This is a genomic window from Agromyces sp. Root81 (assembly GCF_001429165.1).
Taxonomy (GTDB): domain Bacteria; phylum Actinomycetota; class Actinomycetes; order Actinomycetales; family Microbacteriaceae; genus Agromyces.
The window spans coordinates 1,406,378-1,430,460 of sequence record NZ_LMIR01000002.1 but is presented as its reverse complement, the minus strand read 5'-3'; the positions used below and the strand labels follow the sequence as shown (position 1 = coordinate 1,430,460).

Below are 24,083 nucleotides of genomic sequence, written 5' to 3'. Positions count from 1 at the left end.
GCAAGCGCCCTCAGCCAACCTCTGACGAGTTGACCGGCGGCACGACGCACTCGAAGGCAACGCCCCCCTTGCTTCCCGCGCCGGTGTCGACCGACCCGCAGCCCGGAGATGCCGCGGTCGCGCAGAGCGCCGACTTCGTCCAGTGGAGTCCGGAATCCCGCGCGACGGTGGCTGCCACTGGCCCAGTTCACTCCGCTACGGACTCACTGCCGCACGACCTCAATTCACAGGGTGAGGCGCCGGCGGCACAGGAACCGCTCGTCGAGACACCTGTCATCCCCGACTCCGGTGAGGCCGAGCCCGGCCATCCCGGGTCGACCTCCGACGGCACTCGCCCCTCGCACGAGCTCGCACCCGCTCGTGGAATCGACTGGGATGCGGCGACAGCGGCTGCACTCGATGCTGACGCACACACGAGCGCCGCAGTCACCGAGCACCATCCAGCCGCGCCGGATCGACTGCTCGAGGATCTGATTCGCGAGATCGTCGGCGACGCCACCGCTGACACCGCTTCAGCTCTGCACCCCACACGGATCACCCCTGAACGAACCCTTCCTGCACCGACCGTCAGCGCGGTCGAGGTCGAGACCACCGACCCATCCGCGTCGATCCAGGCTCCACCCGTTCCTCCGCCGGCAACCCCTGCGGTTCAACCGAACGAAATGAACACCGACCGCACGCCCGAACAGGCGGATTTCACCGAGGTTGAGACGGATCTTTCGGCGCCGACTGCCGCACCTGAGCGCAGGGCGCCGGGGCCGATCTACGTTCCGACGACCCCGCCGACATCGTCGGTGCCGCCGGCACCCCAAGTACCAACCGAAGCCCCTGATGTTTCACGTGAAACATCGTCTGATCACGGAGGAACTCCCCTGGCTTACGAACTCGCCGACGAGACCCGTCGGCGCATCGCACTCGATGAAGCAGTCCTTCCACTGCCGCCCTCGACACGCGTGCTCACGATCTCCAACCAGAAGGGCGGCGTCGGTAAGACGACGACCGCCGTGAACCTCGCCGCGGGCCTCGCACGCGCGGGGGCCCGCGTGCTCGTGATCGACCTGGATCCGCAGGGGAATGCGTCGACAGCGCTCGGCGTCGATCACCGGTCGGAACGCAAGAGCGTCTACGAGGTACTCGTCGCCGATGCCTCATTGGCCGAGGTCGTCCAGCCCTCCACGGAGCACGAGTTGCTCGACTGCGTGCCCGCGACCATCCACCTCGCCGGCGCGGAGATCGAACTCGTCTCCCTCGTGGCTCGGGAGCAGCGTCTTCGCAGGGCACTCGACTCCCACCTCGCCTCGATGGAGCGTCCGTACGACTACGTCTTCATCGACTGCCCGCCGTCGCTCGGGCTGCTGACGATCAACGCGTTCGTCGCCGCCCGCGAGGTGCTGATCCCGATCCAATGCGAGTACTACGCGCTCGAGGGTCTCTCGCAGCTCCTCAGCAACATCGAGCTGATCGAGAAGCACCTCAACCCCGAGCTCCGTCTCTCGACGATCCTCCTGACGATGTACGACTCGCGCACAAATCTCGCACAGCAGGTCGCGCAAGAGGTTCGCGACCACTTCCCCGCTCAGACTCTCGCGACGATCATTCCGCGTTCAGTTCGAGTCTCCGAAGCACCGAGTTACGGACAGAGCGTGATCAGCTACGACTTCGGTTCGAGCGGATCGCTGTCGTATAGAGAGGCGGCCGCCGAGATCGCTCGTCGTGGGGCTGCGAAACCCGAGGAGTCGAACTGATGGCAACGAAACGAACCGGACTCGGACGCGGAATCGGCGCGCTGATCCCGAGTGGAGAAGACAGCACGCGAGCCCGACCGGTCGACGTGTTCTTCCCTGACGCGGATGCGCAGCAGACGACCGCGGTCGCGGTGGTCGAGCAGGCAGCTGCGGCGGAAGGCCTCATCACGGTGCCTGGCGCTCACCTCGCGCGCCTCGACCCGAACGACATCCTTCCGAATGCGGCCCAGCCGCGCAGTGTCTTCGACCCCGATGACCTCGCCGAACTCGTACACAGCGTTCGCGAGTTCGGTGTGCTGCAGCCGATCGTCGTGCGACGTCACCCCGACCTGCCCGGCAAGTACGAGCTGGTCATGGGCGAGCGCCGCCTCCGTGCCACCAAGGCAGCCGGTCTCGACACGATCCCAGCGGTCGTCAAGGACACGGCGAACGAGGACATGCTCCGTGACGCGCTGCTCGAGAACCTGCACCGCTCGCAGCTGAACCCGTTGGAAGAGGCCTCGGCCTACCAGCAGCTGCTCGCCGATTTCGGCATCACGCAGGAGGAACTGGCCTCTCGCATCGGTCGGTCGCGCCCGCAGATCTCGAACACGCTTCGACTCCTGCGCCTCCCTGAGCCGGTGCAGCTCCGTGTCGCGGCGGGCGTGTTGAGCGCCGGGCACGCCCGGGCCATCCTGTCGATCGGTGACGATGCTGCTGAGATGCAGCGCTTCGCCGACAAGATCGTCAACGAGGAGCTCTCGGTTCGTGCCGCCGAGGCGGTGGCGACCAAGGAGCCGAAGGCCTCCTCGCGTCCGAAGCCTTCGGCAGGCAAGCGACAGGACTTTCTCGAGGACCTGGCCACTCGGTTGGGCGACCGCCTGAACACGCGGGTCAAGATCGCGCTCGGTGCAAGAAAAGGCCAGATCACTGTTGATTTCGCGACGGTTCAAGACCTTCGTCGGATCCTCACCGATCTGGGCGAGAATCTCGACGGCGTCTAACCGCGGAACGAGCTCAGAATCGTTCCTGACGAACTGAAATCAGACGGTTTCGGCCGCGCTGGGCGGAGCGATTTGAGTGTTCCGTTCCGCCGGTGAATGGAGAAGAGGGTCGGCCCGAACGGGCCGACCCTCTTCTGTTTCGAGACTCCTCAGTTCGAACGGGCGCGCGCCACTTCGACGAGGGATCCATAGAGCGCGGCTGCGGTCGTGCCCGACGCTTCGATCGCGAGCGGTACGAGAGATGTCTCAGTGAGTCCGGGGATGACGTTCGCCTCGAGGAACCAGGGGGTGCCTTCGCCATCCACGATGAAGTCGACCCGAGAGAGATCCCGAAGACCGAGGGTGCGATGCGCGAGGACGGCGGCAGTCGACACGGCTGCCGCGGTCGCCTCGTCAAGACGGGACGGCGCATAGAACGTCGTCTCCCCCGCGTTGTACCTCGCCTGGAAACTGTAGACACCGGTGGTCGGTTCTATCTCGACCGCCGTCAGCGCGCGCGGGCCATCTCCGGTGTCGACGACGGTGACCGCGATCTCCGTTCCGAAGATACGTCGTTCGACGACCGCGACGTCGGCGTAGGTGAAGGCTTCGACCATCGCGCGGGGCAGGTCGTTCGTGTCTTCGACGATCGTGACACCCTGAGCTGAACCACCGGATGCGGGCTTCACCACGAGGTCTCCCTCGAGCGTCGAGCGCACCACCTTCAAGACGCTCGATGCGCCGAGCTCCCGGAACGACTCGTGCGAGAGCACGATGGATTCCGGAACCGCGACGCCGACGCCGCTGAGCAGGGAGCTTGCGACCGGCTTCGACCACGCTCGGCGTGCGGCTGCTCCTGACGAGCCGACCGTCGGGACCTCGATGGCGGCGAGCAGGTCGAGAAGGGATCCATCCTCACCGCTCGATCCATGCAGCGCGGGGAATACGACGTCGGGTCGTTCGTTCGCCAGGAACGGCAGCAGTCCGGCGTCGGGATCGCGGAGCACCACGCGATGACCCGCGGCGATGAGTGCGTCGGCCACCCGGCGCCCTGAACGGAGGGAGACATCTCGCTCGTGCGAGATTCCGCCGGCGAGCACGACGACATAGAGACCGGAAGAATCGCTCATGATCAGGTGTTTCTCCACTATTTCAGGTCGGATGGCGGTGCGGAATCGTACCCCGCACTCGGTGGCAGCTGCAGCGGACCGGTGCCCGCGAAGGTGTCGAGCAGGTCGAGCTCGCCGTTGACCACCGTCGCGAGACGGCGGATCCCGAGCCGGATCGCCTCGGGTGTGGGATAGCAGAACGACAGGCGCATGGCATGTCGGCCCCGCCCATCTGCGAAGAATGCCGTGCCGGGCGTATACGCCACGAGTTCTTTCACCGCTCGCGGCAGCATCTGCTTGGAGTCGAGCACGTCGGGCATCGTCACCCAGACGTAGAACCCGCCGTTGGGGTTGGTCCAGTTGAGCTGCGGAAGGTACTCCCCCAGCGCCTCGATCATCGCGTCTTTGCGCTCACGGTAGACGCCGCGGAAGGTGTCGATCTGAGCCCGCCAGTCGGCGGTGGCCAGATACTCCGAGACCACCATCTGGCTGAACGAGCTCGGCGAGAGGATCGCCGACTCGGTCGCCAGGATGAGCTTCTCGCGGATCGCGTGCGGCGCGAGCGCCCATCCGACGCGGAAGCCTGGAGCGAGCGTCTTCGAGAACGACCCGAGGTAGATGACGCCCTCGGGGTCGAGCGAGCGAAGGGCGTTCGGTGCAGGCTCGTCGAAGTGCAGCAGGCCGTAGGGGTTGTCCTCGAGCACGAGGATCTCGTTCGAGCGGCAGATCTCGAGGATCTCGGGTCGGCGCTCGGCCGAGAGCGTGACGCCGGCGGGGTTGTGGAAGTTCGGAATCGTGTAGAGGAACTTGATGCGACGGCCCTGGCCGCGGAGCGCCGCGATCGTCTGGCGCAGTGCCTCGGGGATCAGTCCGTGCTCGTCGGTTGCCACGTGCGCGACGTTCGCCTGGTACGAGCGGAAGATACCGAGTGCCCCGACATAGCTGGGCGACTCGGCGAGGATCACGTCTCCGGGATCGATGAAGAGCTTCGCGACGAGGTCGAGCGCCTGCTGCGAGCCCGTCGCGGTCACGACGTTGTCGACGCTGCCGTTGATGCCCTCGAGCGCCATGACGTCGAGGATCTGTTCGCGCAGCGCAGGAATCCCCTGACCAGAGCCGTATTGCAGCGCTGTCGCGCCGTGCTCGCGCATGACCTTCTCCATCGCGGAGGTGATGAGGTCGTGTGGCAGGGCGGACACGTACGGCATGCCGCCGGCGAGCGAGACGACCTCGGGTCGTGAGGCGACGGCGAAGAGGGCTCGGACTTCGGAGGCGGCCAGCCCGGCGGCTCGCTCGGCGTAATTCGCGTACCAGGGGTCGAGATTGTTGCCGGTCCGCTGGGGGACGCCGTCAGATGCCACGCGCTGCTTCCGTTCTGTTCAGGGTTTCAATGCTAGTTGCTGGGTTGCAGTGAGTCGCTCGGGGTCCGGAGACGCAAAAGACCCGCCCGGCTTTCGCCGGACGGGTCTGAGAAGCGACCGCCGACTACGAGATGTAGGCGGCGAGGTCGGCCTCGAGCGCGGGCTTCGGCTTGGCGCCGATGACGGTCTTGACGACCTCGCCCTTCTCGAAGACCTTGAACGCGGGAATCGCGGTGATCTGGTACTTCATCGCAAGACCCGGGTTCTCGTCGACGTTGAGCTTGACGATGTCGAGCTTGTCGGCGTGCTCCGTCGCGATCTGGTCGAGGATCGGGCTGACGGCGCGGCACGGCCCGCACCACTCGGCCCAGAAGTCCACGAGCACGGCCTTCTCGTTGTTGAGGACCTCCTGCTCGAAGGTGGCCTCGGTCACTGCACGTGCAGTCATTGCGTTCTCCTTTTGGTGGAAGTCAGAAGATCAGGGAAGAGCAGGGCGGATCAGAGCACGGATGCCGCGTGCGTCAGTTCACCGCGACGAACTCGGCCTCGGCGACCGACGTCTCACCCTCGGTCTCAGGCGCTTTCGGGAGCGCAGCCAGGTAGTGCTCGGCGTCCAGTGCCGCGACCGTGCCCGACCCCGCGGCGGTGACCGCCTGGCGGTAGTGGGGGTCGATGACGTCACCCGCGGCGAACACGCCGGGGATGTTGGTCTTCGACGTGCGACCGTCGACGGCGATGGTGCCCTCGCTCGTGAGATCGAGCTTGCCGTGCACGAGGTGCGTGCGCGGGTCGTTGCCGATCGCGACGAAGAGGCCGTCGAGGGCGAGGTCGCGCTCGTCACCTGTCACGGTGTCGCGCAGGGTCACGCCGGTCACCGCGGTCTCGCCGAGGAGGCGGGCCACCTCGGCGTTCCAGATGAATTCGATCTTCTCGTTGTCGAAGGCACGCTGCTGCATGATCTTCGAGGCCTTGAGGGTGTCGCGACGGTGGATGACGTAGACCTTGTCGGCGAAGCGGGTGAGGAAGGTCGCCTCCTCCATGGCCGAGTCGCCGCCGCCGACGACGGCGATGGTCTTCTGACGGAAGAAGAACCCGTCGCACGTGGCGCACCACGACAGGCCGTGGCCGGAGAGGACCTCTTCTTCGGGAAGGCCGAGCTTGCGGTAGGCCGAACCGGTCGCGTAGATGATCGCGGCTGCCTCGTGCACCTCGCCGTTGCCCAGCTTGACCCGCTTGACCGGGCCGTCGAGCTCGAGCTCGACGACGTCGTCGTAGACGACCTCGGTGCCGAAGCGCTCGGCCTGCTCCTGGAGCTTGGTCATCAGGTCGGGGCCCATGATGCCCTCGGGGAAGCCGGGGAAGTTCTCGACCTCGGTCGTGTTCATCAGCTCGCCGCCGATCTCGACCGAACTCGCGATGAGCAGAGGTTTCAGCTGCGCGCGGGCGGCGTAGATCGCGGCCGTGAATCCGGCCGGTCCCGAACCGATGATGATGATGTCGCGCAAACCCGCTCCCGTCGTTGCTGGTGATTCGCAGCATTCAACGAATCGGATGCCACGAGATGCTCAACACAGTCTAAGCGGCGAGTATTCCGCCCGAGCTTCGCCCGACAGGGTGTGACGGATGCCGCGACGACGCGGATGGCGCGGACGACTCAGCGGCGGCGGAGCTTCATGATGACGGCCTCCGCGAAGCCTCGGAACTCCGGCACACGGGCGAACCAGAGGGTGGCGAAGTAGAGGACCGCCATCACTCCGCCGATCACGATCATCGAGATGATCGCGCCGACACGGGTCTCGAGGGCGAAACCGCCTTCGGTGGTGCCGCCGAGGAGCACGAGGAGGCCGACGCCGGCGGCGGCCGGGACGATCGCCGCGGCGATGAACCGCAGGTAGGAGGCGAGCACGTGTCGCAGGTCGATGCCTCCCAGCTTCCGCTGCAGGAGCAGTGCGGCGAGGATCAGCTGTGCCGTTCCCGCGATGGTAGTGGTCAGGGCGATCGCGACGGCGACCTGCGAGGTCGGAAGCGTGCCCGCGTACAGGGCGCCGACGGTGAACAGCACGACCTGGAACATGGTGAAGAAGAAGGGGGTTCTCGTGTCGTTCAGCGAGTAGAACGTCCGTTGCACGACGAACAGTGCGGAGAAGCCGATCAGGCCGATCAGGTACGCGATGACGATGTTGCCGAATGCGGTGATGTCCGCGAGGTCACCGAGACCGTAGACCGCGCCGAACGGGTAGGCGACCACCATGATGACCGCGGTCGCGATGACGATGATCGAACCGATGCCGCGAAGCGCGCTCGAGAAATCCGCCCGAACCCGATCGACGTCGGCCGCGGCAGCGTGCTCGCTCATTCGTGTGAAGTAGGCGGTCGCGATCGAGACGGTGATCACCGAGTGCGGCAGCATGAAGATCAGCCAGGCGTTGTTGAGCGCGGCGACGGATGGATCGCTGGTGTCGGCGGCACCACCACTGATCCCGGTCTCCACGATGCCGGCGAAGGTCGTCAGCAGCAGCATGCCGAACGTCCAACCGGCGATCTTGCCTGCGGCGCCGAGTCCGACCCCGCGCCAGCCGAAGTCGGGTCGGAACCGCAGCCCGATGCGCTTCCAGAACCAGAAGAGCGTGAGCGATTGCAGGGCGACGCCGAGAGTCGTCGCGCCTGCGAGGAGCGCGATCATCCCGGCCGTCCACTCGGACGGTGATCGCGTGCCGTTCGGGTCGGCGCCGAAGATGAACGCGAAGACGAGCATGCCGGCGATGCCGACGAGGTTGTTCAGCACCGGCACCCAGGTGAACGGGCCGAACGAGCGCCGCGCGTTCAGCACCTCGCCGAGCACGGAGTAGAGCCCGTAGAAGAAGATCTGCGGGAGCGACCAGAATGCGAAGAGCGTTGCCAGCTGTCGGGTCTCGTCGTCGAGCTTGGGCCCGTACAGCAGTGTCAGCAGGGGGGCGGCGAACGTGGCGATGAGCGCCACCGCTGCGAGCATGACGAGCGCAACGGTGACGAGCTTGTTGATGTACCTCTCGCCGCCGTCGGCCGACCGGCTCGCTCGGGCGATCTGGGGGACGAGCACCGCGGAGAGCACGCCGCCGCCGACGATCGCGTAGATCGAATTCGGCAACTGCGTCGCGATGGCGAAGGCGTTGGCCCCGGAACCGACCATACCGATCGTCGCCGTGAGCACGATCGTCTTCACGAATCCGAGGATGCGGGAGACGATCGTTCCCGAGGCGAGGAATGCGCTCGCGCGGCCGATGCGATCCTCAGTCATCGCGGCGCTCGGCGCGGGGTTCGTCGGTTTCAGCTGACTGCTCCTCAATGGCCGGATCGGCGTCGACGACATCGGGCCCGGTCGAGGTCGCGGCATCCGTCTCGGCCCCACTCTCAACTTCGGCGGCGGCGGCAGGTTCGACGGCTTCGCCGTTCGCCGCGGCTTCGGCGCGCTTCCGGCGGAGGCGACGGATGTTGCGCCAGACCCCGACGCCGAAGAACACGACGACGATGATCCCGATGATGGCGGCGCCGAGGCCCTCCCAGTCGGCCTGCACGTTCGCGGGGATGGAGACGGGGCTGCCGATCGGCACGCCGTCGACCGAGGTGAGCGAGACGGTGAGGGTGACCGAACCGCTGCCGATGCCCGCGGCGACCGGCACCGTCGTGGTGGTTCGCGATTCGGGCGCGATCGTCACCGTCGCCTGGTCTTCGACGATCAGGCGACCGTTCGAGGGAGCGACGTCAACGACGACCGTGACGGGGTAGGGCAGCGCGTTGAGGATCGTCGTCGGCACACCGGTCTCCGACGAGACGACGTTGATGGGGCTGCTGGGAACGACCGAGACGGCGCCGAGCGTGCGGCGCTGCGCGACGAGCCATTCGCCGACGGCTGCGTCCCACGCGGTGCGGTCGGCGATCCAGGCGACATCGAGCAGGGCGAGCGCGTCGCGTCGCGTCGGGTCGGAGAGGATCGTCGGGTCCTCGAGCACGGTCGCGAACGCGGTGATGTTCTCTCCAGTCCGGATGATGCGTTCGACGTTGGCGATGCGCTGCTGGGTCTCGGGCTCGTCGATGAGCGTGCGGCTGACCGGCGGCGCCCCGACGACATCGGTGAACGAGGCCGACGTGGCCCATGGGTTCGCGGCGAGCTCGTCGAGCGTGGCCTCGAGCCGTTCCGACTGCGTACCTGTGCCACGCGCGATGGTCGCGAGCAGCGCGGTCGGTCGCACATCGGCCGCGTCGATGAGGGCGAGCTCGGCGCTCAGTTGCCCGACCGCGGCACGCCACTCGGTATCGCTGAGGGCGCTGGTCGCCTCGCGGAGCGGCGCGGTGAGCCGCGAGTCGGCCACGACCGCGCTCGCGCCGTCGACCGTCGAGGCGGCGTTGGCCCACTGCGAGCCGGGGGCCACGTTGCCGGGGCTGAGGATCGAGGTCGTCAGGCCTGCAGCGCCGAGGTAGGCGAGATCTCCGGTCGCGATCGTGTCGTCGGCCGGCCACGCGATGTCGGTGCGCGTGTACGGCCACGCGAGCAGTTCTTCGGTGGTCGGCAGCGCGTCCGGGGCGGGTGCGGTGGGAGTCGGCGTGGGACTCGCCGTCGCGCCGCCGTCCCCTCCGGCGTCGTCGCCTTCGGTCGCGGTGTCGTCGCCTTCGGTCGGGGCGGCGAAGTTCGCGGCATCGAGCACGTCGGAGAAGCCGGTCGGTGCGAGCAGGGCGGGGATTCCCAGCTGCGCCTGCGCAGCGACATCCGCGTCTGCATACGCGAGAGGGAATATCTCGTTCGGGATGCCGGCGAGCCGTTCGAGCCACGCCACCGCGGTCGCCGGCGCCGAACTCCCGAGTGCGCGGATCGACGCGATGATCCGGGGATCGATGGCGACCGTCACCGATCGCCCCGCCACCGCGTCGAGCTGGCGGGAGAGCAGTCCGAAGGGCGAGGTCCACGTGGCCAGGTCATCGGCGCTGAGCCGGCCGGTCGAGGAGGCGGGAACGGTCAAGGGGTAGGTGATCGCCAGGGCGGTCGGGCTCGCGACCGGCAGGGCGGAGTTGGCGAACACCTCCGCGCTCGTCGCGACGAGCGCGCCGTCGACGAGCAGCTCCGCACCGAAGCCGAGCACCGGTGAATCGTCGATGTCGTCGACGGTCTCGGGCGGCAGGGTGACCGACACGACGTCGACCGCCCCGGGAGCGAGCGTCGCCGAGTCGATCTCTGCGACGATCGTGCCGTCGATCGCGTCGGCGCCGTCGGGCCCGGAGGCCTGCGTGAGCCACGTGTCGATCTCGGCCGGGTCGTCGATGGTGTCGTCGGAGCGCACGAGGCGGAGCGTGCCGGCCGGGATGGGTTCGGTGGTCGCGTTGACGACCTCGACCTCGAGCGTGACGGGCGCCTCGGGGGCGATGGTCGTGGCGGCCGTGGGTGCCACCCGGAGGGCGACGCCGTCGACCGTGCTTGCGACGGTCTGCGCGGTTGGCTCGGCCGCGGCGGAGACGGTCGCGTTCGCGGCGAGCGGAGCCGATGTCAGCACCGCGAACGCCGCAACCGCTGCGCCGGCCATCGTGAGACCGCGCCTCGGCCGCCGGGCGCCGTTCGTCGATTCGACCCGTGAGCACCGGCGGCGCGCAGGGTTCGACTCGGGCACCATGCTGGCGATTCTACGGCGTGGCGCCCGCGTGTTCGCTCGGCATCCGGTGGCGCTGCGGGATCCGAGCGGACCGAGGCATCCCTCGCCGGACGCTTAACATAGGGGCATGCAGAGTGTCGCGACGGCCCTCGACCGGCTGGGCGAGCTGGCGGCTTCGCCGACGGTTTCGCGACTGGCGTCGGCGTTCGAGGGGGCCGGCCACGAGCTCGCCCTCGTCGGCGGCCCGGTTCGAGACGCCTTCCTCGGTCGGCCCGTGAACGACCTCGACTTCACGACGGACGCCACGCCCGACCAGATCCTCGCGATCGTGAAACCCATCGCCGAGGCGCACTGGGACATCGGCCGCGCATTCGGCACGATCGGCGCGAAGATCGCCGGCGAGACCGTCGAGATCACGACGTACCGCGCCGACGCCTACGACGGAGCATCCCGCAAGCCCGAGGTCGTGTTCGGCACGAGCCTCGAGGACGACCTCACCCGGCGCGACTTCACGGTCAACGCCCTCGCGCTGCGCCTGCCGAAGCTCGAGCTCGTCGACCCGTCGGGCGGCGTCGAGGACCTCGTGGCGCAGGTGCTGCGCACCCCGGCGGCCCCTGAGCAGTCGTTCGGCGACGACCCGCTGCGGATGCTGCGCGGCGCGCGCTTCTCGGCCCAGCTCGGCTTCGCCGTCGAGCCGGCGACCGCTCAGGCGATGACCGACCTCGCTCCCGAGATCGACCGCATCTCGGCCGAGCGCGTGCGCGACGAGCTGAGCAAGCTGCTGCTGACGAGGACGCCGCGCGGAGGCATCCGCCTGCTCGTCGAGTCGGGCCTCGCGGCCCGGGTGCTGCCCGAACTGCCGGCGCTCTCGCTCGAACGCGACGAGCATCACCGTCACAAGGACGTCTACGAGCACAGCCTGACCGTGCTCGACCAGGCCATCGAGTACGAGATCGAGCGCGGCGTGCTCGACTCCCCCGACCTCATCGTGCGGCTCGCCGCACTGCTCCACGACATCGGCAAGCCCGCGACCCGGCGCTTCGAGAGCGGCGGCGCGGTCAGCTTCCACCACCACGACGTGGTCGGCGCCAAGCTCGCCCGCAAGCGACTGCGCGCACTGCGCTTCGACAACGACACGATCGCCGCGGTCTCCCGGCTCATCGAGCTGCACCTGCGGTTCTTCGGGTACACGGACGGCGCGTGGAGCGACTCGGCCGTGCGCCGCTACGTGCGCGATGCCGGCGACCAGCTCGAGCGGCTCCACATCCTCGCCCGCGCCGACGTCACCACCCGCAATCGCCGGAAGGCCGACCAGCTCGCCTTCGCCTACGACGACCTCGAGGAGCGCATCGCCGTGCTCGCCGAGGAGGAGGAGCTCGCCGCCGTGCGGCCCGAGCTCGACGGCGCCGACATCATGCGCCTGCTCGACATCACGCCGGGCCCCGTCGTCGGCGAGGCCTACCGGTACCTGCTCGAGGTGCGCCTCGACGAGGGCCCCATCGGCCCGGATGCCGCGACCGAGCGCCTGCTCTCCTGGTGGGCCGCCCGCGGCGCCTCGGCCGACGCCTGACCCTGCCGCTGACCCCCTGACCCGGACGCGAGCCCGGCGAATGGCGCGGGTGCGGGGCATCCGCTATGCTGTCTAGGTTGCCCGTGTGCCGCGAATGTGCGGCCTCCACTTGTGACGTATGCACAACCCTCCTGCTGCAGAGATCCTGTAGCCGTTTGAGTCCGAAGGAGGTGGGTTAGTCATGCACCAATACGAGCTGATGGTTATCCTCGATCCCGAGATCGATGAGCGCACCGTTGCTCCCAGCCTTGACAAGTTCCTCAACGTCATCCGTAATGATGGCGGCACCGTCGACAAGGTCGACATCTGGGGACGTCGTCGTCTGGCGTACGAGATCAACAAGAAGAACGAGGGCATCTACGCCGTCGTCGACTTCACCGCCGAGTCCAAGACCACCGATGAGCTCGACCGCCAGCTGAACCTCAGCGAGGCCGTCATGCGCACCAAGGTCCTCCGCGCCGAAGAGGCGATCGCTCAGGTCGCCGCTCACGCGAAGGCCCAGGAGGCGAAGGCCGCGAAGAAGGCCGCCGCTCAGGCGAAGGCCGGCGCGAAGGCCGCCGCCCCCGCTGCCGCGGTCGCCGCAGCTCCCGCCTCGGCCAAGAAGGACGACTAGTCCTCATGGCCGGCGAGACCATCATCACCGTGGTGGGCAACCTCACTGCAGATCCCGAGCTGCGTTACACGCAGAACGGCCTCGCGGTTGCCAACTTCACCATCGCTTCCACTCCTCGTACGTTCGACCGTCAGGCGAACGAGTGGAAGGACGGCGAAGCGCTGTTCCTGCGCGCGAGCGTCTGGCGTGAATTCGCCGAGCACGTGGCCGGTTCACTCACCAAGGGATCCCGGGTCATCGCTTCCGGGCGTCTCAAGCAGCGTTCCTACGAGACGAAGGAAGGCGAGAAGCGCACCACCATCGAGCTCGAGGTCGATGAAATCGGCCCGAGCCTGCGCTACGCCACCGCGTCCGTGACGCGCGCACAGTCCAACCGTGGTGTCGGCGGCGGCAACAGCTCCTTCGGGGGCGGCGCCGGTGCCGATGAGCCGTGGGCACCCAGCGCTCCCGCAGCAGCCCCTCAGGGCGGCGGCGGTGGCGACGTCTGGAACACCCCCGGCACGAGCTACGGCGACGAGACCCCCTTCTAGGCCCAGGCGCTTTCAGTAGCGCAGCGGCCGGTGAACGGATGCCCCAGGCATCCGCTCGCTCGAATCGTTTTCAATAGACAGGAAAGACAATGGCTGGAAAGTCGAGCGGCGATCGCCGCAAGCCGACCCGCGGGAAGGGCGCGAAGAACGCCGCCCCGGCGAAGTCCATCAAGGTCGGTGTCATCGACTACAAGGACGTCGCGACCCTCCGCAAGTTCATCTCCGAGCGTGGAAAGATCCGCGCCCGCCGAATCACCGGTGTCTCCGTGCAGGAGCAGCGCCTGATCGCCCGTGCCGTCAAGAACGCACGCGAGATGGCCCTCCTGCCCTACTCGGGCTCCGGCCGCTAAGGAGCACGACAATGGCTAAGGTAATTCTCACCCACGAGGTCACCGGCCTCGGCACGGCCGGCGACGTCGTCGAGGTCAAGAGCGGTTACGCTCGCAACTACCTCGTCCCCCAGGGCTTCGCTGTGGCGTGGTCGCGCGGTGGCGAGAAGCAGGTCGAGCAGATCAAGGCGGCTCGCGCCGCTCGCGCCCTGCACTCGCTCGAAGACGCGCAGGCCGTCAAGGCCAAGCTCGAGTCGACCAAGGTCCGGCTGGCCGTCAAGGCCGGTCAGGGCGGACGCCTCTTCGGCTCCGTCAAGACCGCGGATGTCGCGGCTGCGGTTGCGACCGCCGGCCTCGGCGACCTCGACAAGCGCAAGATCGAGATCACGGCCCCCATCAAGGCGGTCGGCGAGCACGAGGCGACGGTTCGTCTGCACGACGAGCTCTCGGCGACGATCACCCTGCAGGTGGTCGCCGCGAAGTAACTCGCGACGCACGACGAGAGCGGCGGTTCGGGCTTCGGCCCGGCCGCCGTTTTCGCGTCTTCGCGTACACCCGCGGCGGGGGTTCGCGCAAGTCGGGATCAGTGTTCGCTGTGACCGTTGTACACAGGTCGACCCACATGTGGAGTGCACTTCAAAAGAAGTTTTCCCCCACAGGTGTGTATAGATGAAATCGCTGGTCAAGTTGAAATTCAGCCCGTGTAATTCACCGAGTTTCCACAGTTATCCACAGGCGAAGTGCACACATTCCACGGCGTTTCGCCCAGATTGTCCCCAGAGTTATCCACAGGCCGGGTTGTGTTGTGCACACCGGCTTCCCTATCGTGAAGCAGCGTCCATTCCCACCCATGTGAAATCCCGGTCGGCCAGCCATGTCGGCGGCCTCCGAGACACTGGGTGGTGGGCGCGGGTCGCTCGCCCGTCCGAGCCGAACCGGAGGTCATGAAGTTGTCGATCGCGCACATCGGGCTCGCTGAACCGGTCGACGACGGTGACGCCCGACGGGGCGAACGCGTTCCTCCCCACGACCTCCTCGCCGAGCAGAGCGCGCTCGGCGGCATGATGCTCTCGAAGGACGCGGTCGCCGACGTCATCGAGACCGTGCGCGGCGTCGACTTCTACGTGCCGAAGCACGAGGTCGTCTTCAACGCGATCCTCACCCTCTACTCGCACGGCGAGCCCACCGACGTCATCGCCGTCACCGACGAGTTGACGAAGACCGGCGACCTCCAGCGCGCCGGCGGCGTGGAATACCTGCACACGCTCACGAGCATCGTGCCGACCGCGGCGAACGCCGGCTTCTACTCCTCGATCGTCGCCGAGCGCGCGATGCTCCGCCGCCTCGTCGAGGCCGGCACGCGCATCGTGCAGATGGGCTACCAGGGCGAGGGCGAGGTCACCGACCTCGTCAACAACGCCCAGGCCGAGATCTACGCCGTGACCGGCTCGGTCGAGACCGAAGACTACGTGCCGCTCTCCGAAGCAGTGACCGTCGCCATCGACGAGATCGAGGCGGCCAAGCACACCGACGGCAAGTTCACCGGCGTTCCCACCGGCTTCGCCGACCTCGACGACCTGACCAACGGGTTCCACCCCGGCCAGATGATCATCGTCGCGGCGCGACCCGCCATGGGAAAGTCGACGCTCGCGCTCGACTTCGCGCGGGCCGCGTCGATCACGAACGGCCAGCCGTCGGTCTTCTTCTCACTCGAGATGGGCAAGAGCGAGATCGCGATGCGTCTGCTCAGCGCCGAGGCATCCGTGCCGCTGCAGATGATGCGAAAGGGCACCGTCGACTCGCGCGACTGGACGACGATCGCGGCGACCCGCGGCCGCATCAACGACGCACCGCTCTACATCGACGACTCCCCCAACATGACGCTCGTCGAGATCCGCGCGAAGTGCCGCCGCCTCAAGCAGAAGGTCGGGCTGAAGATGGTCGTCATCGACTACCTCCAGCTCATGACGAGCGGCAAGCGCGTCGAGAGCCGCCAGCAGGAGGTCTCGGAGTTCTCGCGTGCGCTGAAACTGCTCGCGAAGGAGCTGCAGGTGCCTGTCATCGCACTGTCGCAGCTGAACCGTGGCCCAGAGCAGCGCGCCGACAAGATGCCCGCCATCAGCGACCTCCGCGAGTCGGGCTCGATCGAGCAGGACGCCGACATGGTGATCCTCCTGCACCGCGAGAGCGCCTACGAGCGCGACAGCCCGCGTGCCGGCGAGGCGGACCTCATCGTGGCCAAGCACCGTAACGGCCCCACCCGCACGATCACCGTGGCGTTCCACGGCCACTTCTCGCGCTTCGCGGACATGGTGCAGGGGTAGCGGCGTCCTGTCGGTCGACTGTCTAGATTGTCTTGCCGCCGCTTAGATTGTCCGATTCGACCTCTCGGACAATCTACGTGGCGGAGTTGCAGGTGCAGACTGTAGGTTCCAGGCGAAGATGGCATTTTCCACGTCAGTTGGCATGCCGATGGCATTTCTGCCATCTTCCGTGGAATCCCAAGATGAGCCGGCCGTGACGTTGCAGTAGGCGCACCCCTGCGGGCGTCCTCACCGGGCAGGGTAAACGGGCACCTCGTTCGCCAAGCGCATCGTGTTCACTCGGGCGGTCGACTCACGCCCGCTGCTCGACCGGCTTGCGGTCCCTTTGGGGGCTGAGTCATTCGATCACGATCTCGACGGGCATGTTGCCCTGGGTCGCGTTCGAATAGGGGCAGACCTGATGCGTTGCGTCGACCAACGCTCGAGCAGTCTCATCTGCGATGTGCTCGGGCAACTCGACCCGAAGGACAGTTGCAAGCGCGAAGCCCGAGCCACTTGCCCTCGGAACCAGACTCACTTCCGCTGTGACTGCGACGTCGCCGGCGTCGATCGCCATGCGCTTCGCCACTATCCCGAGCGACGTCGAGAAGCAGGCTGCGTACCCCGCAGCGAACAGCTGTTCTGGATTCGTCCCCTCACCAGTACCGCCCATCTCCTTCGGCATGGCGAGGATGACGTCGAGACGGCCGTCCGATGTGACGGCACGGCTGTCCCGTCCCGAAGACGTGGCCACGGCGGTGTACATCGCGTTCATGGGAAAGCTCCTCAAGCTATATTGGCAGCAACTTAGTTGTACACAACTAAAATGTGTGCCGTCAAATTGACGTAGGATGCTCCCATGGGAGTCTTGCCCGACGATCTAGCCTGCTTTGCGGTCCATGTGGCTGCACGAGAGCTCGACAATGCTTACCGGCCCGCGCTGCGCGAGTTGGGGCTCACCTACCCGCAGTACATGACCATGCTCGTGTTGTGGGACCGCGATCCACAGACGGTCAAAGAACTCGGCGCCGCGCTGCGCTTCGACTCCGGCACGCTGTCACCGCTGCTCAAGCGGCTCGAGGCGGCCGGTTTCGTGACGCGCGAGCGCAGTACCACCGATGAGCGATCCGTGCTGGTGCGCTTGACCACACGAGGCCGCAAGCTTGAGGAACGGGGGAAGGATCTCGTGGCAAAGGTCTTCAGCACGTTCCACTACAGCGATCGCGATGCCGAGCATCTGCATGAAGAGATGCGCAAGCTCGTCGCCGCCCTTGATGAACACGCCGCGGAGTTTGGGCGCGGAGCGCGAGGATGATGAGGTTGTCGTCGCTCGAGGAGAGCGGGCGGCCGAGCTGTTCCCAGTCCGTTCGAGTGCCGGACGAACGTTCCACCACGTGGACGCGGGGTAGAGGCCCGACGTCACGAAGCGCGGGCGTGTACCGCGCAGTGCGTACCGGGCAGCGAATGCAGCTCGTTCTCGTTCGACAACAGCCGGGCCCGGGTGCCATTCCACGTCCAGCGCGCTGGTGAGGTCGTCAATGCCGGGATCCGAAGTGCCCGCGGTGAGGCTTCTTGTCTGAACAGGTTTTTCGAGTGGTGTCGGATTCGCGCGAAGTCGTTCGTTGACTTCATGAATGGCCCCCAACGTGGGTGCCGAAGTCATGGAGAACCAAACCAATGAAACTTACGACGATCACGCAGCTCACTCTTGACGGAGTGACTCAGGGTAACGGCGGCCCAACTGTTGAAGACCTCGAGGGGGGATTCGAACGCGGCGGATGGGCGAGGGGAGCGGGTGACGACACGACCCGCGACCACATTGCCGCGACGTTCCAGCGCGCCGACGCGTTCCTCTTCGGCCGCCGAACATACGACATCCTCCACGAATTCTGGGGCACCATCGAGGACCTGAAACGGCACCCGATTGGAGTGGCCCTGAATTCGAGGCCGAAGTACGTGGCATCCAGAACGCTGACGGAACCGGAATGGGCAAACACGGCAGTCCTCGGAGACGACCTCTTCGCCGCCGTCACGGAACTGAAAGCGCTCGGGGACGGCGAACTGCAGGTACACGGAAGCAGTCGTCTCATTCAGTGGCTGCTGGAGAAGGACCTCGTCGACGAAATGGAACTCATCGTCGTCCCCGTGGTGCTGGGGCAGGGTGCCCGGCTTTTCGCAGATTCCGGTCGAGATATCGCGATGAACCTGGTCGACTCGCGTTCCGATTTGAAGGGAGTGATGATTCAGACCTATCGGCCCGCTGGCCGCCCCAATTACGCAACCTTCTGATCGACTTGACCGCACAACGTTCCGATTGCCGATCGCGGATCGCTCCGCATCGAAAATACCCGAGAGGCTGTAGACATGGCGGTCATCGACGACGTTCGAGCGCTGGGCGCAGAGCTGGAGCGCTCCTACCATGCCTACGTGCGCGGGCGATTGAAGTTCCGCGTCGGTCACATGGTCTACGTCGCGTTCTCCCTCGACGAGAGCGTGATGGGGTTCGCCTTCCCGAAGGAGGAGCGGGCAGCGCTCGTCGCGGGGAATCCGCGCAAGTTCCAGATGCCCTCGGACTCAGATCTGCGTTTCAACTGGGTCCACGCCGATCTCACGGTCTTGGAGGCGGCCGAGGCCCGCGAGCTCGTCGTCGATGCCTGGCGCATGGTCGTTCCGGCGAAGGTCTCCCGCGCCTACGATCTCGCGCATCCCGCGGGCCCGCAGTGATACCGACGAGCGACCTGATCGGCGCTCGACGCTGACATGAAACCGAAGGAGAGGATCTTCAGATGCAGTACCTCATTTCCGTGATCGATGACCAGAGCAATCCCGGCAGCTTGGACAAGCGGCCGGCGATCAGCGAGTTCAACGAGCGTCTGATCGCCGATGGCTATTGGGTGTTCGCGGGTGGACTCGCGGACACTGACGCGGCCACGGTCATCGACAACCGGGGCGAGCAGCCGGTGTTCAGCGACGGACCCTTCGTGGAGTCGAAGGAGTATCTCGCCGGTGTCTGGGTGTGGGAGGCGCCCGATCTGGATGTTGCGCTCGCCCTCGCCGCCGAGGCGTCGAAGATCTGCGATCGGAAGATCGAGGTGCGACCGTTCCAGTGAGCGACGTCGAAGACGCGATCACCCGGGCCTACCGTGACGAGTGGGCCCGGGTGGTCGCCGGCCTGACCAGACGCTTCGGCAACCTCGACCTCGCCGAGGAGGCTGCGGCCGAAGCGTTCGCGACCGCCGTCGCCCGGTGGCCGGGCGACGGTGTGCCACCCAATCCAGGCGCCTGGCTCACCACCACCGCGAACCGTAAGGGCATCGATCGAATGCGGCGCGAGAACCAACGCGACGGCAAGCACGAGGAGGCTCAGATGGTCTTCGACAACGCCCCGACAGAGTCGATCGGTGCCATCGATGACGACCGGCTCCGGTTGATCTTCACCTGCTGTCATCCGTCATTATCGATGGAGAACCGGGTGGCGCTGACACTGCGGATGATCGGTGGTCTGACCGTGCCCGAGATCGCCCGCGCCTTCCTTGTCCCCGAGAGCACGATGGGACAGCGAATAACCCGTGCCAAAGCCAAGATCAAGGCGGCTCGCATCCCATACCGGATGCCGTCTGCGGCGGATCTCCCCGGCCGTGTCTCCGGAGTCCTCGCGGTGCTCTTCCTGGTCTTCAACGAGGGCTACCTGGCGACCGGTCACAGCGCCGGCCCGGTACGTGCCGATCTGACGGTCGAGGCGATCCGGCTCACTCGCCTGGCCCGTGACCTCATGCCGGAGGATGGCGAGGTGGCTGGGTTGCTGGCGTTGATGCTCCTCACGGATGCCCGCCGCACCGCCCGAATCTCGGTGACCGGCGAACTGATTCCGCTCGACGAGCAGGACCGTGGGGCCTGGGACCCGATGCTCATCGCCGAGGGTCATCGGCTCGTGCGCGAGCGCCTGGCCGCCGCCGCTGCCGGTGAGGTTCCCGGCCGCTACCAGATCCTCGCAGCGATCGGCGCCGTGCACACCTCCGCCCGCGACATCCGCGACACCGACTGGTCACAGGTCCTCGCCCTCTACGATCAGCTCGTCAACGTCGACCCATCACCGATCATCGCCCTCAACAGGGCCATCGCGGTCGCCGAGCTCGACGGCCCGGAAGTGGCCCTTGCGACCGTCGATCGGCTCGAAAAGCGATTGAACGGCTATCACGCCTTCCACGCCACCCGCGCTGACCTGCTGCGCCGGCTGGGCCGAAGCCAAGACGCCCGCGCCGCGTATGACAAAGCCATCGATCTGGCGGGCAATACCGCCGAGACCGCTCACCTGACACGCCGCCGCGACCAGCTGCAGTAATGCAGACGGATCCGGCCGGCACCCGTCGACTTGTCGTCCGGTCAGGATTCCCTTGCGGGGCGCGGCGACCTACTCGCCGATGTCGGCCATCTGTAGGAATTTGCCATCTTCCGCGGAATCCCGCTCGCTCAGGGCTTGGACAAATACTGTGGATTCGGCGCCAGGGTGACATCTCCGCGCGGAACCTACACGCACGCCGACGCACGCCGACGCACGCCGACGCACGCCGGCGACTCTCGGGCATTGCGAGGGGCAGCCGCGTGGAGGAACTTCTTCGGGTCTAGCCGCGCGTGGACATCGCGCGTACCGTCGAGCTATGGCGAAGCTCATCGAGAACCTGGCGGAATCGGTGCCCGCGTGGGGCGCGAAGGTGGCATACGGCGAGAAGACCACGGTGGACGGGCAAGAATTCGTGCCCGTGGCCCTCGTCGCCTTCGGCTTCGGCGGGGGCGAGGGCTCCGGCGACATGCCTGCATCGGAGAAGACCCCGGCCGGACGGGGTGAGGGAAGCGGTGGCGGTGGCGTTGGCTACTCCGTGCCGATCGGGGCGTATATCGGCGGCCCCGACGGACTGAGGTTCCGCCCCAACACGGTCGCCCTCGCCGTGGTCGCTGTGCCGTTGGTGACCGCGCTCGGTGCAGCGCTGGCCGTCATCGTCGGCGCGGCCCGGTATGCCGGCAGGCGCTGACCGACCCCGTGGCATCCGAGGTGAGTGACCGACCACCTCGGAGATTCGGCGCGCCCGTCGGGGCGATCGACGCACCCTAGGCGGAAGGCGTCTCGTCGTCCTCGGCGTATCCGTCGACCATGCGCTTCGTGAACTCGTCGCTCATGCGGCGCGTCTGCTCGGCGGCGTCCTGCGGGGCTCGGGTCTCCCAGATTCCGGCGACGCGGTCCTCGAAGTCGCTGATCTGAGCGCGGAGCTCTTCATTGGCGCGGATGCGCGCCGCCTTGTTCGCATCCTGCACCACCCTCACCGCGGTGTCGACGATGCGCCGCTCGAGCAGCACGACGATCCCCACGAGCAGGAGCGTCGTGCCGACGCCCGCGAGCACGCCGCCGACGTAGCCGAGGCGGCTCGCCGGGGAGACGAGGAACCACCCGGCGACGATGGCGGCGAGGCCGAGCACGATGCACCCGAAGAACCAGCCCCAACGGATGCGGATGCGGGGCGGGATCGGACCGTCGGACCGGTCGGACGGTGCGCCCACGCCGGTGGCAGCGCCTGCGGTGCGCGCGAACTCTGGATCCGTCTCGTCCACGCGGGTGAGCCTAATCGACTCCCCCGAGGGCGCCCAACACGGGTTGACCTGGAAGGCCGGGCCCCTCACAGTGGAACCGTGCAGTGGGCACTGGCTATCCTCACCGTCGTCGCATACGTGACGCTGCCGCTCGGATCCGCAAGCTTCGAGCAGCAGCCGCTGCCGACCCTGCTCGTCGGGCTCGCATTCACGCTGCTCGCGATCTTCGGGTTCCGTCTCGTACAGGGCCGTTCGATCTGGTGGGCGGTGGCCTACGTGGCCGTGCAGCTGTCGCTCGGCTTCGTGCTGTTCTCACTCTCGGGCGCTGCGGTCGGATCGATCCTGCTGCTCGTCGTCCTCGTCTCGCAGAGCGTCCTGCTCCTTCCGCTGCCGGCCGCGGCCGTGGTCGCCGCCGTCATCCCGCTCGTGCATCTCGGGATGGACTGGCAGGGCGGACTGCGCGAGGGACTCGGCACCCTCGCGGCCTCGACGTTCACGCTCGTCGTGACGTGGCTCCTGGTGCGGGAGCAGAAGGCACGGGCCGAGCTCGCCGAAGCCAACGAACGACTGCGCGGCTATGCCGCCCAAGCCGAGCAACTGGCGGTCATCCAGGAGCGAAACCGGCTCGCACGCGACATCCACGACGGCGTCGGACATCACCTGACCGTCGTGCAGATGCAGCTCGAGGCGGCTCGCGCGGTCATCCGGACAACCGAGCCCGAACGACTCGATGCGATGCTGGCGACGGCGCAGGATCAGTCGGGCCAGGCCCTCGCCGAGGTGCGGCGGTCGGTGGCTGCCCTGCGCGAGCACCGCCCAGCGCTTCCGGAAGCACTGCAGACGCTCGCCGACGAGGCGACCGAGGCGGGCGTGCCGACCCAGCTCGAGGTGCTCGGCCGGCCCCGGACGATCCGTGCGGAAGTGGACGAGTCGCTGTTCCGTGCGGCTCAGGAGGGCCTCACCAACGTCCGCAAGCACGCGGACGCCAGCAGTACGACCGTCGTCCTCGACTTCTCCGCTGAGGATCACGTCAGGCTCGAGGTCCGCGACGATGGTCGGGGCCTTCCCGAGACGCCCGGACACGGCTTCGGGCTCACCGGGTTGCGCGAGCGGATGGCGAACCTCGGCGGCCGGATCTCGCTGGACCCGGCCGGCGCCACCGGACTCACGCTCACTGTGGAGGTGCCGGGATGACGATCCGCGTGCTCGTCGCCGACGACCAGGCGCTCTTCCGCGAGGCGCTCACGACGCTGCTCGAGGTGCAGCAGGGGATCGAGGTCGTCGGCGAGGCCGGCAACGGCGAGGAGGCGGTGCTGCGCAGCAGCCGGCTGCATCCCGACGTCGTGCTCATGGACCTGCGGATGCCGGTGCTCGACGGCATCGCCGCCACCGCACGTCTCCGCACGGAGCAACCGGACGTGCGGGTGCTCGCCCTGACGACCTTCGACGACGACGAGGACGTGTTCGCGGCGCTGCGCGCCGGCGCAGTCGGATACCTCCTCAAGGACGTCACCTCGGCGAAGCTCGTCGAAGCGCTCGGCGCGGCAGATCGGGGCGAATCCGTGCTCCAGCCGTCGGTGGCCGCGAAGGTCGTCGCACGGGTGGCACGGATGCCGCAGGATGCGCCGCCGCCGGAGCATCCGCTCACCGAGCGAGAGGTCGACGTGGTTCGGCTGCTCGCGGAGGGGCGCAGCAACCGCGAGATCGCGGGCGCCCTGTTCCTCGCCGAGGGCACGGTGAAGAACCTCGTCACGAGCGTGCTGGCGAAACTCGAGGTGCGCGACCGTACGCAGGCGGCCCTCCGCGCGCGAGACTTCGGCATCCTCTGACGCTTCCCATCCACGGGCGTCAGCGGGGTCACACTTCGAACGTGACCCGGGGCATGACCTTCTGCACCTGACGCACGCCTCCGCCTCTCGGAGAATTCCGGTATCCGAACGCTGGAAATCCGAGAGGAGTCGAGATGAACCACGAAGAGACGAACCTACGACGACCGTCGGTGTTGCGGTTCGTGCTGCACGGAGTCGAGATGGTGATCGCCATGGTGCTGGGCATGGTCGTGCTGGGTCCGGTCTGGGCTTGGGCCTGGCCGGGGCTCGGCGAGAACACGACCGCGCAGGTGCTGGTGATGGCCACCGACATGTCGATCGGGATGGCCGTGTGGATGCGGATCCGTGGCCACGGCCTGCCGGCCATCGCCGAGATGTCGGCCGCGATGTACGTGCCGTTCCTGGTGCTGCTGCCGTTCCACTGGGCGGGGGTGCTGCCGGCCATGGCGCTCATGACCGCCGGCCACGTGCTGATGCTGCCCGCCATGCTGGTCGCGATGCTGCGTCGCCGCAGCGAGTACGGGTGGTGAC

The 24,083-nt window shown here is 67.2% G+C and carries 25 protein-coding genes; 17 read left to right on the top strand and 8 right to left on the bottom strand.

Annotated elements, in window-relative coordinates:
- Window positions 1-872: 872 nt before the first annotated feature.
- Both ASE14_RS11835 and ASE14_RS11830 read left to right on the top strand, forming a co-directional pair.
- Complete coding sequence (locus ASE14_RS11835) at window positions 873-1,745, top strand: ParA family protein (protein WP_304439339.1); 873 nt, start codon at window positions 873-875, stop codon at window positions 1,743-1,745.
- Entirely contained in the window at window positions 1,745-2,728 is a 984-nt protein-coding gene (locus ASE14_RS11830; protein WP_056654750.1) for a ParB/RepB/Spo0J family partition protein, read from the top strand. The genes ASE14_RS11835 and ASE14_RS11830 overlap by 1 nt, the downstream gene beginning before the upstream one ends.
- A 149-nt stretch (window positions 2,729-2,877) precedes the next feature.
- On the opposite strand, the gene ASE14_RS11825 is transcribed toward ASE14_RS11830, so the two are convergent.
- From ASE14_RS11825 to ASE14_RS11800, 6 genes are all read right to left on the bottom strand, one after another.
- Window positions 2,878-3,837 carry an ATP-grasp domain-containing protein gene (locus ASE14_RS11825; protein WP_056656291.1) on the bottom strand — a complete coding sequence of 320 codons (960 nt, stop codon included), beginning with the start codon at window positions 3,835-3,837 and terminating at the stop codon, window positions 2,878-2,880.
- Window positions 3,838-3,854: 17 nt separating this feature from the next.
- Window positions 3,855-5,177 carry a PLP-dependent aminotransferase family protein gene (locus ASE14_RS11820; RefSeq protein WP_056654749.1) on the bottom strand — a complete coding sequence of 441 codons (1,323 nt, stop codon included), beginning with the start codon at window positions 5,175-5,177 and terminating at the stop codon, window positions 3,855-3,857.
- Between the two features lie 124 nt (window positions 5,178-5,301).
- Window positions 5,302-5,625: a thioredoxin gene (gene trxA, locus ASE14_RS11815; protein WP_056007113.1), complete on the bottom strand. Its 324-nt coding sequence runs from the start codon at window positions 5,623-5,625 to the stop codon at window positions 5,302-5,304.
- Between the two features lie 73 nt (window positions 5,626-5,698).
- A complete protein-coding gene (trxB, locus tag ASE14_RS11810) occupies window positions 5,699-6,682 on the bottom strand; it encodes a thioredoxin-disulfide reductase (RefSeq protein ID WP_056654748.1) in 984 nt (327 codons plus the stop codon).
- A gap of 149 nt (window positions 6,683-6,831) precedes the next feature.
- Complete coding sequence (murJ, locus tag ASE14_RS11805; RefSeq protein WP_056654747.1) at window positions 6,832-8,454, bottom strand: murein biosynthesis integral membrane protein MurJ; 1,623 nt, start codon at window positions 8,452-8,454, stop codon at window positions 6,832-6,834.
- Window positions 8,447-10,816, bottom strand: a complete 2,370-nt coding sequence (locus ASE14_RS11800; RefSeq protein ID WP_157372949.1) for a DUF6049 family protein — start codon at window positions 10,814-10,816, stop codon at window positions 8,447-8,449. Before ASE14_RS11800 ends, murJ begins: the two co-directional genes overlap by 8 nt.
- Window positions 10,817-10,922: 106 nt before the next feature.
- On the opposite strand from ASE14_RS11800, the gene ASE14_RS11795 reads away from it, so the two are divergent.
- From ASE14_RS11795 to dnaB, 6 genes are all read left to right on the top strand, one after another.
- Window positions 10,923-12,365: a CCA tRNA nucleotidyltransferase gene (locus tag ASE14_RS11795; protein ID WP_056654745.1), complete on the top strand. Its 1,443-nt coding sequence runs from the start codon at window positions 10,923-10,925 to the stop codon at window positions 12,363-12,365.
- 181 nt (window positions 12,366-12,546) lie between these two features.
- A complete protein-coding gene (gene rpsF / locus ASE14_RS11790) occupies window positions 12,547-12,978 on the top strand; it encodes a 30S ribosomal protein S6 (RefSeq protein WP_056654744.1) in 432 nt (143 codons plus the stop codon).
- A 5-nt stretch (window positions 12,979-12,983) separates the two neighbouring features.
- Window positions 12,984-13,508, top strand: a complete 525-nt coding sequence (locus tag ASE14_RS11785) for a single-stranded DNA-binding protein (protein WP_056007138.1) — start codon at window positions 12,984-12,986, stop codon at window positions 13,506-13,508.
- An 89-nt stretch (window positions 13,509-13,597) separates the two neighbouring features.
- On the top strand, window positions 13,598-13,858 hold the full coding sequence (rpsR, locus tag ASE14_RS11780) for a 30S ribosomal protein S18 (RefSeq protein ID WP_022892391.1): 261 nt from the start codon (window positions 13,598-13,600) through the stop codon (window positions 13,856-13,858).
- A gap of 11 nt (window positions 13,859-13,869) precedes the next feature.
- Entirely contained in the window at window positions 13,870-14,322 is a 453-nt protein-coding gene (rplI, locus tag ASE14_RS11775; protein ID WP_056654743.1) for a 50S ribosomal protein L9, read from the top strand.
- Window positions 14,323-14,787: 465 nt separating this feature from the next.
- Complete coding sequence (dnaB, locus tag ASE14_RS11770) at window positions 14,788-16,161, top strand: replicative DNA helicase (RefSeq protein ID WP_056007924.1); 1,374 nt, start codon at window positions 14,788-14,790, stop codon at window positions 16,159-16,161.
- 337 nt (window positions 16,162-16,498) lie between these two features.
- Here dnaB and ASE14_RS11765 read toward each other — a convergent pair whose 3' ends face one another.
- Window positions 16,499-16,915, bottom strand: coding sequence for an organic hydroperoxide resistance protein (locus ASE14_RS11765; RefSeq protein WP_056654742.1), 417 nt, complete (start codon window positions 16,913-16,915; stop codon window positions 16,499-16,501).
- Window positions 16,916-16,999: 84 nt separating this feature from the next.
- Between ASE14_RS11765 and ASE14_RS11760 the strand changes: the two genes are divergently transcribed.
- The 6 genes from ASE14_RS11760 to ASE14_RS11735 all read left to right on the top strand — a co-directional run bounded on the left by ASE14_RS11760 (window position 17,000) and on the right by ASE14_RS11735 (window position 21,170).
- Window positions 17,000-17,455 (top strand): MarR family winged helix-turn-helix transcriptional regulator, encoded by a 456-nt coding sequence (locus tag ASE14_RS11760; RefSeq protein ID WP_056654741.1) that lies wholly within the window; start codon window positions 17,000-17,002, stop codon window positions 17,453-17,455.
- 362 nt (window positions 17,456-17,817) lie between these two features.
- The gene (locus ASE14_RS11755; RefSeq protein WP_056654740.1) at window positions 17,818-18,429 is read left to right on the top strand and encodes a dihydrofolate reductase family protein; all 612 of its coding nucleotides are present in this window, start codon (window positions 17,818-17,820) and stop codon (window positions 18,427-18,429) included.
- Window positions 18,430-18,504: 75 nt separating this feature from the next.
- A complete protein-coding gene (locus ASE14_RS11750) occupies window positions 18,505-18,864 on the top strand; it encodes an MmcQ/YjbR family DNA-binding protein (protein ID WP_056654739.1) in 360 nt (119 codons plus the stop codon).
- Window positions 18,865-18,926: 62 nt separating this feature from the next.
- Window positions 18,927-19,250 (top strand): YciI family protein, encoded by a 324-nt coding sequence (locus ASE14_RS11745; RefSeq protein ID WP_056654738.1) that lies wholly within the window; start codon window positions 18,927-18,929, stop codon window positions 19,248-19,250.
- Entirely contained in the window at window positions 19,247-20,482 is a 1,236-nt protein-coding gene (locus ASE14_RS11740) for an RNA polymerase sigma factor (protein WP_056654737.1), read from the top strand. The genes ASE14_RS11745 and ASE14_RS11740 overlap by 4 nt, the downstream gene beginning before the upstream one ends.
- Window positions 20,483-20,798: 316 nt before the next feature.
- Window positions 20,799-21,170 (top strand): hypothetical protein, encoded by a 372-nt coding sequence (locus tag ASE14_RS11735; protein ID WP_056654736.1) that lies wholly within the window; start codon window positions 20,799-20,801, stop codon window positions 21,168-21,170.
- Window positions 21,171-21,246: 76 nt separating this feature from the next.
- On the opposite strand, the gene ASE14_RS11730 is transcribed toward ASE14_RS11735, so the two are convergent.
- On the bottom strand, window positions 21,247-21,744 hold the full coding sequence (locus tag ASE14_RS11730) for a hypothetical protein (protein WP_056654735.1): 498 nt from the start codon (window positions 21,742-21,744) through the stop codon (window positions 21,247-21,249).
- Window positions 21,745-21,822: 78 nt separating this feature from the next.
- Between ASE14_RS11730 and ASE14_RS11725 the strand changes: the two genes are divergently transcribed.
- From ASE14_RS11725 to ASE14_RS11715, 3 genes are all read left to right on the top strand, one after another.
- On the top strand, window positions 21,823-22,917 hold the full coding sequence (locus ASE14_RS11725; protein ID WP_056654734.1) for a sensor histidine kinase: 1,095 nt from the start codon (window positions 21,823-21,825) through the stop codon (window positions 22,915-22,917).
- The gene (locus ASE14_RS11720) at window positions 22,914-23,552 is read left to right on the top strand and encodes a response regulator transcription factor (protein ID WP_056654733.1); all 639 of its coding nucleotides are present in this window, start codon (window positions 22,914-22,916) and stop codon (window positions 23,550-23,552) included. The genes ASE14_RS11725 and ASE14_RS11720 overlap by 4 nt, the downstream gene beginning before the upstream one ends.
- Before the next feature lie 134 nt (window positions 23,553-23,686).
- On the top strand, window positions 23,687-24,082 hold the full coding sequence (locus ASE14_RS11715) for a hypothetical protein (protein ID WP_056654732.1): 396 nt from the start codon (window positions 23,687-23,689) through the stop codon (window positions 24,080-24,082).
- Window position 24,083: the final 1 nt, after the last annotated feature.